The following is a 19,093-nucleotide window of genomic DNA, read 5'->3' as shown; positions in this document are numbered from 1 at the left end:
AGCAGAAATACAACTGTTCAAAAATAAAACATTTTTCTTTATACTGTATAAAAAGTTGCAGGTAAATTATGTAACTTATTTACTTTAGTAAAAGTAAAATACGATATTATTACAGTTATACTATTTATAAAGCAAAGTTTTTTAATAAAGCAAATTATGTTTTCTCTTTCAATATTATGAATTCATCCATGGGTAAAATACCTTTATTTTTATCTTGAATCCTTTTTATTAAAATTTACAAAATAGGAAATAATGACTAAAATAAATTTAACTTTTTGTCCTTTTCGTTTATAACAAAGGCAATTATTGTTTTAATGATATTATCATTGTAGAAAAAGACCGTTTGTTTACAGTAAAAAAGCAAACGGCCTTTTCTCGCCTATTTAATATTAATACAGAAAGGGATATTTTTAACTGTAACATGAACAATAAAATTCCTTGGTTTATTCTTTTTTAATTGATTGACTTAATGTATTTACTTTAAATGTAGTACCTTCAACTTGTAATATATGAATATATTTAAAAACCCTGACTTTGTAAATCAATATAAATTTCCTTATGGGCGTTTTGAGGATATTCCCAAATCAGTTTTTGATGAAATAAATTTTGGTTTAACCAAGCTTCAACACGCTGCCCATGCACCTATTGTAAGTATTTTAATTCCGGCATGGAACGAAGAAGTTAACCTTTTAACTTCTATTGCAAGTATATCAAAAATGAAAACTAATATTCCAATCGAATTAATTGTAATTAATAATAACTCTACAGACAAAACCCAAGAAACAATTGACCGATTGCATGTAAAAGGTTTCTTTGAAGGAGCACAGGGATGGGGGCCGGCGCGTCAATTAGGGCTCGAAAATGCATTGGGAAAATATATACTTCTTGCAGACGCAGATTGTATTTATCCGGATTCTTGGGTTAATGAAATGGTCAAAGTATTAGCTCAAAAAGATGTTGTATGCGTTTACGGCAGGTATTCTTTTATTAGTGAACCAGGCTTTTCACGTTGGAAGTTAAGTTTATTAGAGTCTATGAAAGATGTTATTGCAGAAGTAAGGCATATTAACCGGCCTTACTTTAATTCTTACGGCATGAGTATGGGATTTATAAAAGAATTTGGCTTAAAGGTAGGTTTTGTAAAATACTACTTTAGGGGAGAAGACGGGCAAATGTGCCTGGGTTTAATGAAGTACGGCAAAGTTAAACAGGTACGAACAAATAAAGCACGTGTGTGGACAGGGCCGCGCACATTACAGCGTGACGGAGGTTTTTATAATGCCCTCAAAAATCGATTAATAAAAGAAGTAAAAAGATTTTTTGGAAATTTTAGCACGCGTGTTCCCTTGGAAAGAAAGTATTTGAAAAATACCAATAAAGATATCTAATCTCCATAAACAGGTTTTCCCCTGATAAAGTATTTACTCATGCCCTATTATTTTCCCCAAGTTACCTTGTTAATTACTCATTATAACAGAAGTGCGTCGCTCGAAAATTTATTAAAAACATTTGAAAAACTAAACTGCTCTTTTGGAGAAACCATCGTTTCTGATGATGGCAGTAAATCCGAGCATCAAGCCAAATTGAAACAATTAAAAAGAACCTTCGCTTTTAATTTAATTGGAACAACACAAAACAAAGGCTTAGGCAACAATATCAACAAAGGACAGGATGCGGTAACCAAACCTTATACTTTGTATGTACAGGAGGATTTTATACCCAAACAAAATTTTGCCCGGCATTTAGAAGATGCGATGCAGTTTATGGACTGCAATAATAAAATAGACCTCATCCGGTTTTATGCTTACTTTAAATATCCCTATTTAAAGCCCTATCAAAAAGGTTTTTCAGAAATGATATTCAATACCTGGAACACCAACCATCTCAAGTTCTACTGTTACAGCGACCATCCGCACTTACGCCGTAGTTCGTTTTTAACTAAGTTTGGACGTTATGCAGAAGGCATTAAAGGTGATTTAACAGAATATAAAATGGCTATTTCGTTTTTAAAACATAACGGCAAAGGCTTGTTTTTTAATGATTTTAATGCCCTTTTTGACCAGCATAATTCTATAGAAGAACCCAGTACCATGAACCGAAGCAGTTGGCGGCAAAATAAAAGTACGGTAGCACTGATACTTCGATTTTTCTATCTCAAACTCAAACTTTTAAAAAACCATTTAGATTTGTGGCGTGCCCAGGTTTGATGCTTCTTTTATCAGGTAAAAATCAGTATCAAAGTTTATCTTTATATAAAGCTAAATCAGGTTTTTATTACAAGATCAAACATTCATCAAACTTGTAAAAACTTACTTATCAAACAACTTCAGCCTCAAAGTCAATTCAAAATTGCCATTGGTATAATTGTTCAAAGCAGAAGTTTCGGTGGTGTAAAAAGCAAGGATAGAGTACGAGTTTTTGTTCAAACCAAAACCAAACGTACTGTTTTTGGAAGTATGGTACATGGCCTGCAACGATAACTGGTTGTCCAGCAACATCAAGTTGGCACCGGCATCCAAAATATTGGTATAGCCTTTTACACCGCGAAAGCAAACTTTTGGTTCCAAAGCAAACATATTTGCGGTTTCGCCAAAACCAAACTTGTAACTTACCGATGTAAAATACAAAGCCCTGTCCACCGTGCCGTTACTGTTGTCGTTGTTAAAAACGCTCCTCAAATTGGGCAAAGCGGCCTGCACGCTCAGGCTGTTGCTGGTGTACGAAGCGCCAAAATCGCCATCTACATAACTTTTGCGGTCGTTGTAGCGGGCAACGGATAAATCGCCGGGATCGCCATCCACCTGATCGTAAGGCACACGTTGGGTTAAAACGCCGGCCGAAAGCCCAAAATTTAGCTTCTGGTTGTCCTGCCCTAAGGGAATGTGGTAAGCATAAGTGGCCACGGCGCGGGTAGATTTTAGCAAACCCGACTGCTCGTTGTAAACATTTACGCCAAAAGCAGCGCGGTTCAGCAAATAATCCGCAGAAACAGCTTGTGTATAAGGCGAGCCAGGAATGCTGCTCCATTGTTTACGCACGCTCAGGTTGATGTTTAAGCCATCGTTAATGCCTGCCATCGCCGGGTTAAACAAATATTGGTTTTCAAAATACTGCGATGCCAGCGGGTTAAGTTGAGCTTTTGCGGTGGAAAGAACGATGAAAAGTGAGAGAAAAATTGCGGCGGCAATGCTTCTTTTATGGCATAAAAATTTGATCCAATTCATTTTTTGTTTTTTCTTGAATTAAAAATTAATCTCTAACAACCGTGATGAAACCCCGGAACACCAAGCCAGAGCCCGGGCCAAAATCTACTACATAATAATACGTTCCCTGCGGCAGCGGGGCATCGTTGTAAGTGCCGTTCCAATCGTTGGTATAACCTTGTTTGCTGTAAATCACGCTTCTGGAATGGTCAAAAACTTTTACCGTGTTGTTTGGATATTGGTCAATGTTTTTGATTACCCAGGTATCGTTCCTGCCGTCGCCATTTGGCGTGATGATGTTGTTGGCATCCAGCTTATTACCTTCCAACATATTGGTAGATTCTACGGCCGTTCCGCTTAAAGCCACAATTTTATTGTCTGCACCTGTGCTTATGTTGACAACACTATCGGCATAAGTACCAATCACTGTTGGTTTAAATTTGACATAAACGGTTTGATTGGATACCAGTTCCTCAACCGTAAAAGTTAATGACGGTGTGTAATTAACGCTGTCTTTTGAAAGGCTGAAAGGAGGGTTCGTGCTTACGGTAACTGCCTCGGACAAATTGCTGCCCCTTACCGTGAATGTTTGCGGAGCTGAACTATGGTGAACGCTTTGCGATTCAAAATTGAGCGTTGCTGAAGGCACGGTTTGGCCAAAAGCCTGGTTAATGGTAGCATAAGTTAGGAAAACGGTGATGAAAGTTGCTGTAACAATACTTCTTTTAGGGGACAAAAATTCTAATAAATACACGCTGTTTTTTTATCGAAATTGAAAATTAATTAGTCTCTGATGATGGTGATGTAACCTTTAAACAAGCCCAGGCCCGCGCCAAAATCAATCACAAAATAATACGTGCCTTGCGAAAGCGGGCTGTTGTTGTAAGTGCCGTTCCAATCGTTGGCATAACCTTGTTTGCTGTAAACGATGCGGCCGGCTTTATCAAAAACCTTAACTGTATTGTTGGGGTAATAATCAATGTTTTTGATTACCCAGGTATCGTTTTTGCCGTCGCCGTTTGGGGTGATGATGTTGTTGGCCGTTAACTGATAATCGTTTCGGACATTGATGGTAATCGTTTGATCGGCAGTACAACCGGCAGCGTTAGTTGCCGTAACTTTATAAGTGGTGGTTGCACGCGGACGGACAACCAAAGTAGCCGAGTTTTGTCCGCTGATAACATCCGCAGCCGAAGCCCAGGTATAAGTTTGCCCGCCGGTTGCCGTTAAGTTCACAACCGTTCCCTTAGAAACTTCCTGGCTTTGGTTACCGGAGATAAAAACAGCCGGAAGCGGGTTTACCGTAATGTTAAAAGTACGGGCAAAAGTATCGTTCCCGCCGTTTGCCGTACCGCCGTTATCTTTTACGGTTACGGTAATGGTTGCTGTGGTTGAAGAATTATTGCTGATGTGATAATTAATTGTGCCGGTTCCCTTTGGTCCGGGAACAACGGAAACCTGGTCAATCAGCGCAGCATTGGAGGTGGAAACCGAAAGGGCAGTGGTTTGCCCGCTTTCCGGCCCGGCCGTAATCCCGCTCAACGCAATACTTTGTGGGTTGTTGGAATAACAAACGCTTTGATCGGCAACTACATTTAAAGTTGGCGGCACGTTGCCAAAAGCATAACGCGTTAAAACCGGGTAATGATCGGTGGTGGTATTGCCGTAATTGGCCACCAAACCCGCAACGCTGCTCAACACTTCAGCCGTTCCGTTGATGTAAAAAGTGTTCATCCCTTTCGAAACAATCACCTGGTCAATCATATCGTTATAACTCACCGTTGATTTTTTGCCGGACAAACTTAAAGGCAGCGTAAGCGGAAAGTAGTTGGCAGGATCACCGGTAAAAGAACTGTAAGAAGTGGTTGGCGGCACAATTCCGGCAGTAATGGTTTGATCGAGGTCATCGTTAAAATCGCCCAAAACAACAAAGTTTTTGCCTGGATAATTGGCATCCAGCACGGCTTTCAAATCGTCGGCACCGTTTTTTCTTCTTTGATAAGCCGTTGCTGTCGGGCTGGTGTTGGCTTTGGCATGGATCAACACAAAAGTTACATGTTTGGTTACGCCGTTCAGGGTTACGTCGGCATCCATCACGTAAGGAAACCTGCCGCTTGACCAGTAATTGAAATCCGGACAGTTTTGTGCTTCGGTACAACGCAGCAAATCAGAAATTTTAACGTTTTGAAACATGGCCGTTTTATAAACAAAAGCCAGTTTTTGTGCGCCTGCATAGTCCGGGTCTTGGGCGTTATCGGCATAAGAACCAAAATCAGAAACGGCCATGCTGTAGCCTTGCAAGCTGTTTACTACGTTGCGCAAACGGTTAGTGTCCACCACTTCCAGCAAACCAAAAATATCTGCTTTGATGTTTCCAAAAATTGTTTTCATGTTGGCTTCCTGCTGGTTTTTATCGTTGGGGCCTAAGCCGGGCTGCTTACTTCCAAACCATTCCATGTTATAATTTACCACCTCCAACGTATTGTCCGGGTTATAAGTATTGCCCGAAAGCGGGACCGTAATATTGCTTGCGCCGTTGGTGGCGATGCTGATGTTGCCCGTATAATTGGCCAAAGCAGCGGTCGGGTTAAATTTAACAAGGATTGGTTTTGTGGTGCCCGATGCTTCGTTTACCGCATAATTTATGGTGTCGCCGAAAGTTGTCCCGTCTTTTGAAAGCTGGTAAGCTGCGTTGTCCGAACTCATCGTAACATTGCCCATAAGGTTGTTAAAAGAAGTATTAAAGTTTTGGGTGGAAGAAGTGTTTTGCGCCTGGAAACCAAACGACAAACTGTTGGTGTTGGTGTAAACGGAAGGCGGCGGCGGTGTAGGCGAATTGAGCAGGTTAATATCGTCCAAAGTCCATCTCGCGCCATCTTCGGTGGTAGAATAATACACAAAAGCCACATAAACGCCAGCCCGTTTATAAGCAGAAAGGTCAACGTTTTGGGTTTGTGTCCAGATATCTGATGCCTGATTTGGGAAAGGCGCATCAATATCCGTCCAGTTTGCCAAAGCCGGGTTTCCTGTTCCGGAGTAATTGGTAGAAACGCGAAATTTCAATTTTACTCCGTTAAAAGCAGTACGGCTCCAAAACGAAAACAACGGATAATTAAAGCCTGTCATGTTCAGGGCAGGCGATATCAGCCAGTCTTCATTGATGTTATTGGTGCTGTTGGCATAGCCGTTTATCTGCACCGCATTCGGGAAAGCCGCTGTTCCTTTTGGTGCATTTGGGTCTCGGCCAAAAGCAGTACAGCCCCAAGTTTGCGCGCCGACTACACTATATTGCCTCCAGCCATCAGCAATTGTGGCCGTGCCGGTACAGTTATCAAAGCTGTAAACCAGGTTGTTGGGGTCTTGGGCAGTTCCGGTTAAAGTAACGGTTTTGTTAAAAGCATTGGTGCTGGTATTTAAAACAGCGCCGGTAAAAGTTCCGGAAGTTGTGGGGCTAAAACGCACATAAACCGGTTTTGCAGCCAAAATTTCGGCAGGCGTATAAGTAACCGAAGCGGCAAAAGTGCTGTTGTCTTTTGACACGCTAAAAGGCGCATTGGTGGCAACCGTAGCGTTTGCCGTTAAATTGCTGCCGGTCAACGTATAAGTTTGTGCCGAAGAATTGGTGTTGATATTTTGCGCCGCAAAGCTGATGGCCGTTGGCGTAATATTTAAAGCCGGCGTACCGATTGGCGTATCGGTCCAGTTCAAAGAAAAATCATCTATGGCCGAAGTTGGGCGGTTGCCGCCACCGGTTGAAGTATTTAAAGCGACAATCCTGATCCAAACGTTTCGGTTTTGGTTATCCAGCGTGCTGTTAAAATTTACGGTGATGGTATTGTTGGAAAAAGTTCCATATTGGGTAATTACAGTTCCCGTAGTTGCTGCCCGGGTAAACGATGTAGGCGCAGTTCCAAAACCATAATCTACAGCCCATGTAACTGCCCGTGGTGGTGTTACAGTAGGAGTGCTTGCATCGAGTGATTGTAGTTTAAAGCTTAAACTAAATCCTGTTCGCATATTTGTGTTTGATAACTGCACTACAAATGCTGCTCCCGGATCACCCAAAGTTCCGGTTTGTCTTACGCCAAGCGCTCTGTCTGTAGAAGCATTTTGACTGGCTGTGGAAGCTGAACCAGTTAGCCCATCTGCAGAAGCATAATTTCTGAATGCACCGGCAGTATTATTCCAAACGGTTGCAGCATTGGTTGGGGCAGTTGTTGGGCCTAAAACAGTTTCTGCGCCTATTGTCGCAGCAGTTGCACCAGTTCTTACCGTAAAACCCGCTGGCAAACCGTTGCCAATGCCGTCAAAGTTTTGAACATAAGGCGAAGTACCCAAAGTTAGCTGCGCAAACAACGCTTTGCCAGGCAGAATCAGGTAGAAAACCAGGAAAATGGGTAAAAATCTTTTCATAGAAGCATATCAAACTGCAAATTATTTAATTTTTTGCTAAAGTAGTTACGTTTGTGGAAAGATTAAGCAGATTTAAGTTAAGAAATTGTAGGCTTAAAGTTAAATCGGGGTTAAAAGCATGTTTAAGTTTGATGTAATTGCTGATACTTCTTTTATCGCATAAAAATCATTGGCGCATTGTAATTTTGGCTAAAGCCAATTTTTGTTTCTTTTATCCACAGCCTAAAGGCCGCGGCAATTAATAAGCATTAGCTGGATTTTACTGTTAGACTTTGTGATTGGCAGGGACAAAAATTTATAAAACAAGGCGGTTAGGTTGCCACGGCCTTCAGGCCGTGGGATAGGTAAGTTTAGGTTGGCTTTAGCCAAAACATAAAAAATAAAATTTGAACAGGCTCTAAAAAACCACATACTTCTTTTACCGGCATATTTTCAGTGTCTTTTCTAATCCAAGTTTTGCTGCTGGTAAAAATTGGTATAGCGGTTGTTAAAACCCTGCGCGCTGCCAAAGATTTCTGCAAAAACCTGGTTTGCGGTTTGCCCGTTTTTCAAACCATCCGCCATGTGCTTTATGAGGTTTAAATTCGTCTTCACCATAAAATAAATAATGCTGTAGGCAATGGTATATTTATCGGTAATGGATTGGTGGTTCAGGCTCCAGTTTTGGTTGTTGTACCTTAAAAAATCGTCCGGGATGAACTGTTTGCCGACAATCATTTCTTTAACGCGCTCGATCCGGCCAACCACCGGCGTATAAAAAATCTGGTTGTTGTCAACAATCAAAGAACCAAAATACGTGGCCAAACCTTCATCAAACCATTGGGGCGGGTTTTTAAGGTTGAGGTGCAAAAAAGCATGGCTGATCTCGTGCAGCAAAGCACTGTTTACATGTTCGGTTTTCAACACAAAAATTTCCCCCGTTCTTTCGAGATAATAACCGTCCGCAAAAAAATGAAGCGAGTTTTCACCGTCGGGCGTTTGCTTAAAATCAGCCTTTCGCCCAAAAACATGGATGTTGATGGCAACACTGTCGTTTTTTTGGGTATCAAAAACAGCATTGTAAAAACTGGCCTCGTAACGCGCAATTTTATAAATGGTGGCCGTATCTTCCCGGCTTAGCTGACAATGGATTTTTATAATTTTAAAGGTTTGTGCCGAAGTTGTTTCAACGTTAAACATTAGCAAAAAACAAAGCCCGGCAAGCTGTAGCAGTCGTACAATTTTTTTTAAGTTGAAGCAGATAGTTGCCGGCATACTGTTTTTATCGGGTAAAAATTGGTGTGGTTAAAAGTATCAATATCCAAATCAGTACAAAGTTTGACAGTAAGATCCATTTCAACACAAATAACCCAAAGTAAAAACGTAAAAATCAAATTACAATTCCTTTTGATACTTTTGCCCTTCAAAAAAATCCGGCCAATGTTTTTGTCTTTTCATGTTTAATATAAACCGCGCCCGCACAGAACGCTTGCTTTGGGCCGGCTTATTTACTGCGCTGTTAATCGCTGCCGTTTCGTGTTTGTGGGTTTCAGTTTCCACTTTTCCCGATCCTGGCTGGGGTTTTTTAACCTGGAAAAACTGGCAGCACGGCGGCGGTTTTAACCTGCTGCCCGAACCTAACCCAAAAAACATCGCAACCGATACTTTAACGTTTTTAACCTGGTGGTCGCCCGGGCAATACTTGGTTCCCGGCAGCATTGCTTCTTTTACCGGCATAAAATTGGGCTGGGCCATGGCCATTACTTCCATTTTGTTTACCTTATCGGGCGTTTGCGGCTGTTACTTTTTGTACGATAAACTCCGTTTCAACCGCATCACGGTGCTGCTTAGTTTACTGCTTTTGTGCAGCCAGGTGCAAACGCTGCTGCCGTTTTCGGTTTACAACGGCGGCGAAGTTTTGATCTTTGGTATAGCGCCCTGGTTTTGGTTCTGCTGTTTAGATTTTAAGCTGAAACCTTTCCGGCTGCTGCTGTTGGTGCTGCTGTCGTGGATCGGGTTCACCGCCAAATCATCGTTTTTGCTGATCACACTTTCCGGCTTCGGGTTTATATTTTTAAGCTGGATCAGCAAACGCATCACGCTAAAAGAACTCGCCTTAAAAACAAGCGTGCTGATTGTTGCCGCGCTGCTCATCGTTTTGCCCATTTTTTTCCTGTTCCTGCAAAAGGGAAATAACCCGTCTGCAGCAGCAAAGGGTTTTGATTTTTCGGCCTTGGACTTTTTTTATCCGGCGGCCATCCCGCTTTTAACGGCTTTTTCTGCGGATGAAGTTTTTAACCATTTTGCCCACCCAGATTTTCAGGAAAACCTGTCCCAAACAGACGTTTTTTTCTACGCCGCAGCTTTTTTGTTCCTGGTTTTTGTGCTTTCGCGCATCTATTTCAACTATATCGGTTCGGTTGCCTACCGCTGGCTGCTGTTTTCGGCCTACCTGTTTTTCCTTTGCTTTTTTATGCTGCAATATTGCCGCCACGCCGCTATTTCGATGGAAGGCCGACACTTCCGGCTGCTGGGATTACTGTTTTTGCCGGGCGTGGTTCAATTGATCCGGCAGGTAAAAATTAATGCCCTAAAAAAAGCATTGCGCCTGTTGCTGCTGGCCTTATGCGTGTATTCCTGGAACGATGCTTTTGGACGATGGCGGAACAACAGCGAACAAACGCCGGGCGAAAACACGCGCGTAATCCAGGATTTGCTGGACGATGAAACGCTGTCGAAAATCCACCAGTTAGACCGGCAGTTTCCGCAGCAGTGTTTGTTTGTGCTGATGAGCCCGGAAATTGCATTGGAAATCGAGCACAACCGCGTTTTGGTTTTTCCTTTTGATACTTATGCGCAAACTGCAAAACGGAAAACTTTTGCCGGAAAAGTGGAAAAATTGTTCCTGATTGTGCCGAAAGAATTTGCTTCGGGAACGTCGGACCAATTGATCAAAGCTTCTTTTACCGGCTATAAAAACTTCCAAGAAGAAAAAATCAGCGATGCTTATGTGTTGCTAACGGGCTTGTAATTTTGCTGATCAATCTACCTCAATTCCGCAGAAACAAAACTATAATATTGCCAGTTATTGATTTGACAGAAAAAAACTTCCCGGAAAAAAGTAAAATTTTACCCGGTAAAAGAAGCATGGACCAACCAACAAACAATTAAAACGGATGGAGAAAGTAAAATGGGGCATTATTGGCTGCGGCGATGTAACCGAGAAAAAAAGCGGGCCGGCATTTAACAAAGTTGCGGATTCTGAATTGGTTGCGGTGATGCGCAGAAACGCTGCAAAAGCCGAAGATTATGCCAAACGCCACAACGTTCCGAAATGGTACAGCAACGCAGAAGAGTTGATTAACGACCCGGACGTGAACGCTGTTTACATTGCCACGCCGCCTTTGCAGCACGAACAATATGCGCTGCAGGCGATGGCCGCCGGAAAACCGGTTTACATCGAAAAACCGATTACGCTTTCGGCTGCTTCGGCAAAAAGGATATTGCAGGCATCCGAAAAATACCACCAAAAAGCTTCGGTGGCGCATTACCGCAGGCAGCAACCGGTCTTTTTAAAGGTGAAGGAACTGCTGGAACAAAAAGTGATTGGCGATATCCGCTTTGTAGACTTGCAAATGCTGCAGCCGCCAAAATCAAATTTGATTGCTAATTCGGAGGAAAATTGGCGTGTTGACCCAGGCATTTCCGGCGGCGGTTTGTTCCATGATTTGGCACCGCACCAGTTGGATTTAATGGTGTACTTTTTTGGTGCGGTAAAAGAAGCATCAGGATTGGCTCTAAACCAGGGCGGTTTTTACGAAGCAGACGATTTGGTTGCCGGAAATATTTTGTTTGAAAATAACGTTGTTTTTTCCGGCATCTGGTGTTTTACCACGGCCGAAAGCGAACGCAAAGATTTGTGTACGATTGTTGGTTCGGAAGGAAAGATCAGTTTCCCGGTTTTTGCCAGCGAGATCACCATCACCAAAAACGGCAAAACGGAAACGCTGCCTTTTGAACCTTTGCAGCACGTGCAGCAACCGCTGATAGCAAAAGTGGTACAGTATTTTTTGGGGAAAGGGCCAAACCCATGTTCGATTCAAGATGCCATTTATTCGATGGAACTAATGGATGCTTTCACCCAAAAAAATGGTAAAATATAAAAGTTGGGACAAAGATAATTTACCTACGCGATAAATATGTAATTTTTGAAAAATGTAAGACTATTTCAATTCTATTTTGTAATTTCGATACCAACTAAATAACCGTTTATTTGCACAGTTCTATTATCACTAAAGTTGTATAGGCGATTTAGTTTATTAAAGCTATCATAATCATGAAAACAGAAGAAAAGCAGAAGCTAGTAGCTGTTCCTGCATTTTTGAGTAAGGTAATGCAGGACAAAAAAGACATTAAAGAGGCAATAAAAAACAAAAAACCTTTAGGAGAATTGGCTAAAGAAAAAGGGATTAATTTTGCTACACCTTTATAATGTAAAACGTTCTGAAGACGGACTGAGTTACACATTTACTACTCGATTTAATATTACTTATAAATTAGCGTTAACGACTTATCTATTAGGGGAAGTTAACGCTTTTTCTTTGTCTTTATATCCCGAATCGGAACCACAACAAGTTGATTATTGGATTAAAAACACAGTTATAAAAATCATAGGTGATATACTTGCGAAAGATTCAAACGTTATATTTTATGTATGTGATTCGGAGGATGAGCGGGAAGATCAAAGACATAAAGTTTTTGAATATTGGTTTGTAAAAGCATCGGTTGGTTATACCTATATAAAAAAATATAATTATTGTATTACTTCTGAAAATGGATACAATTTAAATTCGTCTATTTTATATAATGCTGATAATTACTTAGAAAATTATACAATAGATGAATTTAAAATAGCTCTTGGAATGAGTTAGTTTTATTTGTCATCTTTCTCTTTTCGGTTTCCCTAAAAAGCCCGCCTTTATCATATCTTTAAAACTTTCTTTTATAACAATCTTGCTATTGTACTATTTATAACCTTTTTTGGTTTTTCTTCTTTCTCTTTTGCTAAATGGTAAATTAAACAATTAACTTTTTATAAGTCAAACGTTGTCATCGGCTGATTAACATCTTTAATTTTTTAAGTAAATTTATTGATTATTAATGTTTAGTGTAAATCTAACCTCTTGTTCCAACTTATATATAGTTACCTAAAAAAACAGGGGTAAAAACAGTATCTAAACAAAAATCCCCTCCAAAATCTTTGGAAGGGATTAATTTCTGATACTGTTTTTATCTGCCTAAATTCTACTTATTATAAATATTACTTGTGTTGCGGTAGCCGGTTGTTAAGTTGCTGTACCAATCGGCAAAGTTGGAGCCGCTGGAACCGGCCCAATCGGTAAAGTGCGGATAAGCCTCCAAAACGCTGATGGTTTCTAAAGGATATTGAAAGCTGTTGTCGTTGAAAGAAATAGCCCAAGGGTAATTGTTGATGGAAGTGTACGTTTTCCGTCCGCCAATCAAAGAAGCATCATCCGAAGTGGCAAAAAGACTTTGGTTGGCTTTGTGGGTGGCAGCATAGCCCGGCAAATGTGCTTCGTTCCCTCTTTTCAAATTACAAATCAGGAAAGGGTTGATGCTTGACGCGCTTAAATTGGCAATAGACATGGGCGTATTAAACGTTACCAAAACAGAAACGGGCGTGCCTTGTACTTTAGGTTTTGCATTTAAAGTATTGATAAAGTAAGCACCGTCAGGGTTGCCGATTACGGCTTCGTGGTTGTCAAAAGGGATGATGACCGCGTTCGTTTGCCCGGCCTCCACGCCATTGCTGGCAAACTGGATGTAGTTGCTAACCGCTTTTTGCCCGGTAACCGATTTTACAGAAGAAGCGCTGAACGGCAGTTGCACGCCAAAACCGTTTTTGAAAGAAGCGCCAACTGCTACAACGTTGTAATCGCCTTGCAGGGTTACCAGGTTTCTTTGTGCATTTAAAACAAAGGTGTAGCGGTAATCAATCACCAAATCGTTCAAATCGTAATCGCCTTTGGCGGGCCAGTTGTCTTCAAAAGCAAGCCTTGCCTGTCCGTTTTGCGAAGGGAAATAAGTGATGTAGGCACGTGCAGGGTCATTAGGGAAAGCATCCAAAACATCCGGGACGCCGTCGCCGTCGCTGTCGGTACCTTTATCAATCGGAGGGATGCCAACGGGAGATATAGCGCCAATCGGGTTTGCGGTGGCATAAAAAACAAGGTCGTTAAAATCATTGTCCGTAGAATAACCAAATGGGTTGTTTGCAGATGATTCCCTGTTTAGATCTTCAAAACCAAACAAGTAAAGTTTGTGCACATCATCATACAAAACAATAGAATGCTTTCTTAAGGCGCTTGTACTTTCGGGGTTCAACTGGCTGTCGGAATAAAACTTTTGCGCGTTTAGGTTGATGCCGCTGCCCGTCCAAGCGTTTTGCAACAAAACAAAAGCGATGGTCGTACCGGCGTTGAAAGTGCCCAGCTTAACTTTGTCGCCTGATTTTAACGCGCCTCCCGAACCAATGCCTGATGCGTTAGGGAAAACCATCGTGATTTTGTCAATACCGTTTGCATTCGTTCCGCCCGAAGTTGCCGTAGGCGGGTTACCGGTATTGTAAGTGTAATAAGCAAGCGAATTTTGGTAGCCTGCACCTTCGGATACGTAGGTAATCCAAACATCGGAAGTGGCCGTAACATTGATATTGGATACCGCAGAACTTGTCAGGTATTCCGGGTGCAAAGTGTTTACCGATTTATACTCGGGCAAAGAAGAATTTACATAAGCCAGCAGGGTAGCGTCCACCACGTCCGGCGTAGGTTCCAGGTACTTTGGCCGCCCTGCCGCCAATGGGTAATCAGCTGTATTTAAAACTGCATCGGCCGTATTGGTATAAGGCGAAGGGTAAAGGTAATCGGTGTTGCTTAAACCCAAAATACCCAAACCGCCCGAACCACCGGGCGAACCGCCGCCAGTGCTCAGGATAGCTTCGGCCACAACATCGCCGCTGTAACCGTTTTTGCCACCGATGGTAGCCGTAATGGCGTTGCTCCTGATGTTCACTTTTACGTTGCGCATCAAGCCAACATAAGCCGGGTCAATAACCAGTTGTGTTAAATTGGAAGCAACACTAAGAGTGGCCGATAAATTTCCTTTTGCATCGGTTACGCCTTTATAAATAGCGGTCCCGGCAGTGGTGCTGTCGGTATTATAAACACTAATTACAACGCCGGCAAGGGGCTGGTCGTTGTTGGTAAGCAAAGTAAGGTTTAAGCCAACATCTTTGGCCGTTTTATAATCGAAACCGTTTGGCGCAACTTTTTTAACGTTGTTTTCGTCTATGCCGCCGTAATGCTCTTTTTTGCACGAAGCTATGGTAGCAAGGCCTAAAATACCTAACAGGTAAAAACTTTTTTTCATATTGATTGGATTGTTTCGGCGGTTTTTACGGCGGCAAAAAGAATAAGTTTATCGGCAGCAGCGGCAGCAATTGCCGGGCGGACGAATGCCGGAACAGGGCGAATTCAGAAAAAAAGCAGGAAATTAACTGAAAGGGAAACCGCCAAATGCTTTCGGGAGAATACTTCTTTTAGCACTATAAATTTGGTGTCACTTGTAATCTTCAATTAATATTTTTTAAGGTCGAAATGAGAAAATTAGCAACAAAAAAATTTTAAATTCTTTTTAAAATGGCTTAAGATGAACCAATTATCAGCATAGTTTGGTTGATGGATTTTAAACACCCGGCACAAACATCAGATTAATCATTACTTTCGTTACCAAATTTACCCTGCTAAAAACAGCATCCGATTATGTTATTGTTAGGTATTGATGTCGGCACATCCTCTGTTAAGGTTTCTGTTTTGGATGCCGTTTCGCAGCGCACTTTGGCTTCGGCGCAGTTTCCGGAGGCAGAAGCCGAGATCATTTCTTTGCAGCCCGGCTGGGCCGAGCAAGCACCGGAAACCTGGTGGCAATACGCGCAGCAGGCCATTTTAGCCTGTAACCTTTCGGGAAAATACAACCCTGCCGATATTGCCGCCATCGGCATTGCTTACCAAATGCACGGTTTGGTTTTGGTGGATAAAAACCAGAACTTGCTGCGCAACAGCATCATTTGGTGCGATAGCCGGGCCGTAGAAACCGGAAATGAAGCTTTTGAAGCGATAGGCGAGGAAAAATGCCTGAAACATTTATTGAATTCACCCGGAAACTTTACGGCTTCTAAATTGGCCTGGGTCAAAAAAAACGAACCGGAAATATTTAGTAAAATTGATAAAGTAATGCTGCCCGGCGATTTTATTGCCATGAAATTGACGGGCGAAATCACCACTTCGGCTGCTGCACTTTCAGAAGGTGTTTTTTATGATTTTATCGGCCATCAACTTTCTGAAGATATAATCAACTACTTTGGATTTAGTACAAATTTATTTCCAAAAATTCAACCTGTTTTTTCGGAGCATGGAACGGTCAAGCCGAAAATTGCACAAAAATTAGGCCTTAAAAGAAGCATCCCGGTGGCTTACAAAGCTGGCGACCAGCCGAATAATGCGCTTTCTCTAAACGTTTTGAAACCTGGCGAAGTTGCTGCAACGGCCGGAACTTCGGGCGTGATTTATGGCGTAAGCGACCAGCCGGTTTACGACCCGCAATCGCGTGTCAATACTTTTGCCCATGTTAACTACACCGAAACTGAAACCCGGACCGGCGTTTTATTGTGCATCAATGGCACCGGAAGCATGAACCGTTGGGCAAAAAGTTTATTCGGTAGCAGTATTTCTTATCAGCAGATGAACGACCAAGCAAGTAAAATCAAGGTTGGGAGCGAAGGTTTGCTGGTTCTGCCTTTCGGGAACGGTGCCGAGCGGATGCTGAACAACCGGCAAACAGGCGCGCAAATCGTTGGAATTGATGTAAACCGCCACAATCCGGCACATTTATTTCAGGCGGTGCAGGAAGGGATTGCCTGTGCTTTTCGTTACGGATTGGACATTATGCGCGAAAACGGGATGCACCCAACCATCATCCGCGCCGGAAAAGCCAACCTGTTTTTAAGTACTGTTTTTACCGATGCTTTTGTCCATTTAACCGGCGTTCCGGTAGAATTGTACCAAAACGATGGGAGCGTGGGCGCAGCTTTAGGAGCAGGAATTGGAGCCAAAATATTTGCTTCTCCGCAAGAAGCTTTTAAAAACATGCAGCCTGTTGAAACCATCGAACCAAAAAACCAAAAGTTTGAAGATGTTTACCAGCGCTGGAAAGAATTGCTGGAGAAACAGTTACGTTAGCCAATGCTTCTTTTACCATGCTAAAAACAGTATTCATAAAACCATTAATCAACATAAAACAAATCATTATAAAACTATGGGACAAATAGTAACCGGAGAAAAAGAGTTTTTTCAAGGCATTCCACAAATACAATTTGAAGGATTAGAATCCGATAACCCGCTGGCCTTTCGCTGGTATGATGAAAACCGCGTTGTGGCCGGCAAAACCATGAAAGAACATTTTAAGTTTGCGGGCGCGTACTGGCATTCTTTTGTGGGCAACGGCAGCGATCCTTTTGGCGGTGCCACGCATATTTTCCCCTGGGATGAAAAAGCCGATGCGGTAGAACGCGCCAAAGATAAAATGGATGCGGCGTTTGAATTTTTCACCAAAATGAATTTGCCTTATTACTGTTTCCACGATGTGGATGTGGTGGATTACGGGAACGACATCGCCGAAAACGAACGCCGCCTGCAAACTATGGTGGAATATGCCAAAGAAAAACAGGCGCAAAGTGGTGTCAAATTGTTGTGGGGAACGGCCAATTTGTTTTCGCACCACCGCTATATGAATGGCGCTTCCACCAATCCCGATTTTCATGTTTTGGCACATGCCGGTGCACAGGTTAAAGCGGCTTTGGATGCCACCATTACTTTGGGCGGAGAAAACTATACGTTCTGGGGCGGCCGCGAAGGCTACATGACTTTGCTGAACACCAACATGAAACGCGAGCAGGAGCATTTTGCCCAATTCCTGCATACGGCCAAAGATTATGCACGCAAACAAGGTTTTAAAGGCAGCTTTTTTATCGAGCCAAAACCGGCCGAACCGATGAAGCACCAGTACGATTTTGACGCGGCCACCGTTTTGGGCTTTTTGCAGCAATATGATTTGCTAAACGATTTTTCGCTCAATTTGGAAGTGAACCACGCTACTTTGGCCGGCCATACTTTTCAACACGAACTGCAGGTTGCCGTAGATGCCGGTTTGCTGGGTTCGATTGATGCCAACCGGGGCGATATACAAAACGGTTGGGACACCGACCAATTCCCGAACGACATCAACGAGCTAGCCGAATCCATGCTGATCATCTTGGAAGGCGGCGGCATCAAATACGGCGGCGTTAACTTTGATGCCAAGATCAGAAGAAACTCCACGGATCCGGCCGATTTGTTTTACGCCCATGTTGGCGGAATGGATATTTTTGCCCGCGCTTTGCTTACGGCCGATAATATTTTGCAGCAATCAGACTACAAAAAAATCCGTGAAGAACGTTATACTTCTTTTGACAGCGGCAAAGGGAAGGCGTTTGAAGAAGGCAAATTGTCTTTAGAAGATTTGCGCAACTACGCCGCCGAAAACGGCGAACCGGAAACGATTAGTGGTAAACAAGAATATTTGGAGAATTTGATTAATCGGTATATTTGATACTGATTTTTAGGTGGTAAAAGAAGCATTTGATGTTCCATTAGATGCTTCTTTTATTAAATGTTCTTTAATAAGATTTTCAATTGAAAATTCTTTTTGCTGTCTCCAATCACAAATTAATCCTGCTAGTTTATTGGTTCTATTCGATGTTATATTATTACATAGTACAATCAAATTTATCCAGTGTCCATAAATTATAACATGTCCAAAAATATAGTTATTACTTTCACTTATTAAAATTGCATGAGCATAAGCTGGTAAAATTTTTATTATTTGCTGTATAGCACTGTCTTTATTCATCATGTGTTTAGTAAATTTGTCCTCACCTCCATAAGTAATCCATGCCCGTATTGGATCGAAATAAGATTGACTAACATAATCACAACCATAAAGAAAAGCTAAATAATTAAATGCCATCTTTGCATGAAGTCTTTGATATTCAGGTTTGAGTTGGATCTTTTGATCAGAACGAGGTAAGCTAAATGTACTCATTCCATCTTCAATGTTTATATATAACTTATCTCCAATGTTTTCAATAAGTATATTTGAAAAGTTAATTTGTTCTTTTGCATTTTTAGCAAAAAATGCTTTTTTCTTATTTTTGAATTCTAATATTCCAAATAAAAATGTGTTTATTGGAATATTATTAGCTTCAATTATAGTAACACTAAAATCTCTAATGTTCTGACAATCTCTTTTAAATTGTCTGATTGTATTCTCAATATTAATATTTTCATCTTTAGCTAACTGCAATTCCAACTTATTATTTAACG

Annotated in this window: 14 protein-coding genes; 8 read left to right on the top strand and 6 right to left on the bottom strand. The window is 41.8% G+C overall.

Annotated features, from left to right (window positions below; translation table 11 throughout):
* Window positions 1-509: 509 nt before the first annotated feature.
* Window positions 510-1,388: a glycosyltransferase family 2 protein gene (locus V5804_RS00250; protein ID WP_369589364.1), complete on the top strand. Its 879-nt coding sequence runs from the start codon at window positions 510-512 to the stop codon at window positions 1,386-1,388.
* Window positions 1,389-1,427: 39 nt separating this feature from the next.
* Complete coding sequence (locus tag V5804_RS00245; RefSeq protein WP_369589363.1) at window positions 1,428-2,207, top strand: glycosyltransferase; 780 nt, start codon at window positions 1,428-1,430, stop codon at window positions 2,205-2,207.
* Window positions 2,208-2,309: 102 nt separating this feature from the next.
* Here V5804_RS00245 and V5804_RS00240 read toward each other — a convergent pair whose 3' ends face one another.
* The 4 genes from V5804_RS00240 to V5804_RS00225 form a co-directional block, all read right to left on the bottom strand.
* Window positions 2,310-3,224, bottom strand: coding sequence for a PorP/SprF family type IX secretion system membrane protein (locus V5804_RS00240; RefSeq protein WP_369589362.1), 915 nt, complete (start codon window positions 3,222-3,224; stop codon window positions 2,310-2,312).
* A 25-nt stretch (window positions 3,225-3,249) separates the two neighbouring features.
* A complete protein-coding gene (locus V5804_RS00235; protein WP_369589361.1) occupies window positions 3,250-3,957 on the bottom strand; it encodes a gliding motility-associated C-terminal domain-containing protein in 708 nt (235 codons plus the stop codon).
* Between the two features lie 29 nt (window positions 3,958-3,986).
* Window positions 3,987-7,616, bottom strand: coding sequence for a gliding motility-associated C-terminal domain-containing protein (locus V5804_RS00230; protein WP_369589360.1), 3,630 nt, complete (start codon window positions 7,614-7,616; stop codon window positions 3,987-3,989).
* Between the two features lie 444 nt (window positions 7,617-8,060).
* Complete coding sequence (locus tag V5804_RS00225) at window positions 8,061-8,795, bottom strand: hypothetical protein (RefSeq protein WP_369589359.1); 735 nt, start codon at window positions 8,793-8,795, stop codon at window positions 8,061-8,063.
* A gap of 256 nt (window positions 8,796-9,051) precedes the next feature.
* On the opposite strand from V5804_RS00225, the gene V5804_RS00220 reads away from it, so the two are divergent.
* The 4 genes from V5804_RS00220 (at window position 9,052) to V5804_RS00205 (ending at window position 12,526) form a co-directional block, all read left to right on the top strand.
* Complete coding sequence (locus tag V5804_RS00220) at window positions 9,052-10,626, top strand: hypothetical protein (RefSeq protein ID WP_369589358.1); 1,575 nt, start codon at window positions 9,052-9,054, stop codon at window positions 10,624-10,626.
* 145 nt (window positions 10,627-10,771) lie between these two features.
* A complete protein-coding gene (locus tag V5804_RS00215; RefSeq protein ID WP_369589357.1) occupies window positions 10,772-11,758 on the top strand; it encodes a Gfo/Idh/MocA family protein in 987 nt (328 codons plus the stop codon).
* A 173-nt stretch (window positions 11,759-11,931) separates the two neighbouring features.
* On the top strand, window positions 11,932-12,087 hold the full coding sequence (locus tag V5804_RS00210) for a hypothetical protein (protein WP_369589356.1): 156 nt from the start codon (window positions 11,932-11,934) through the stop codon (window positions 12,085-12,087).
* Complete coding sequence (locus V5804_RS00205; protein WP_369589355.1) at window positions 12,071-12,526, top strand: DUF6169 family protein; 456 nt, start codon at window positions 12,071-12,073, stop codon at window positions 12,524-12,526. The genes V5804_RS00210 and V5804_RS00205 overlap by 17 nt, the downstream gene beginning before the upstream one ends.
* A 373-nt stretch (window positions 12,527-12,899) precedes the next feature.
* Here the strand turns inward: V5804_RS00205 and V5804_RS00200 are convergent, their stop codons facing one another.
* Window positions 12,900-15,044, bottom strand: coding sequence for an LruC domain-containing protein (locus V5804_RS00200; protein ID WP_369589354.1), 2,145 nt, complete (start codon window positions 15,042-15,044; stop codon window positions 12,900-12,902).
* 392 nt (window positions 15,045-15,436) lie between these two features.
* Here V5804_RS00200 and V5804_RS00195 point away from each other — a divergent pair, with 392 nt between their 5' ends.
* Both V5804_RS00195 and xylA read left to right on the top strand, forming a co-directional pair.
* Window positions 15,437-16,912 (top strand): xylulokinase, encoded by a 1,476-nt coding sequence (locus V5804_RS00195; protein ID WP_369589353.1) that lies wholly within the window; start codon window positions 15,437-15,439, stop codon window positions 16,910-16,912.
* Between the two features lie 76 nt (window positions 16,913-16,988).
* Complete coding sequence (gene xylA / locus V5804_RS00190) at window positions 16,989-18,320, top strand: xylose isomerase (protein ID WP_369589352.1); 1,332 nt, start codon at window positions 16,989-16,991, stop codon at window positions 18,318-18,320.
* Between the two features lie 9 nt (window positions 18,321-18,329).
* On the opposite strand, the gene V5804_RS00185 is transcribed toward xylA, so the two are convergent.
* Window positions 18,330-19,093: hypothetical protein (locus V5804_RS00185; RefSeq protein ID WP_369589351.1), on the bottom strand; the 764-nt coding region annotated here is incomplete at its 5' end.

Origin of the sequence: Mucilaginibacter sp. (assembly GCF_041088075.1) — a bacterium.
Lineage (GTDB): Bacteria > Bacteroidota > Bacteroidia > Sphingobacteriales > Sphingobacteriaceae > Mucilaginibacter_A.
Note: the sequence above shows the minus strand (reverse complement) of the source record. Positions and strands in the feature narration are given on the sequence as shown.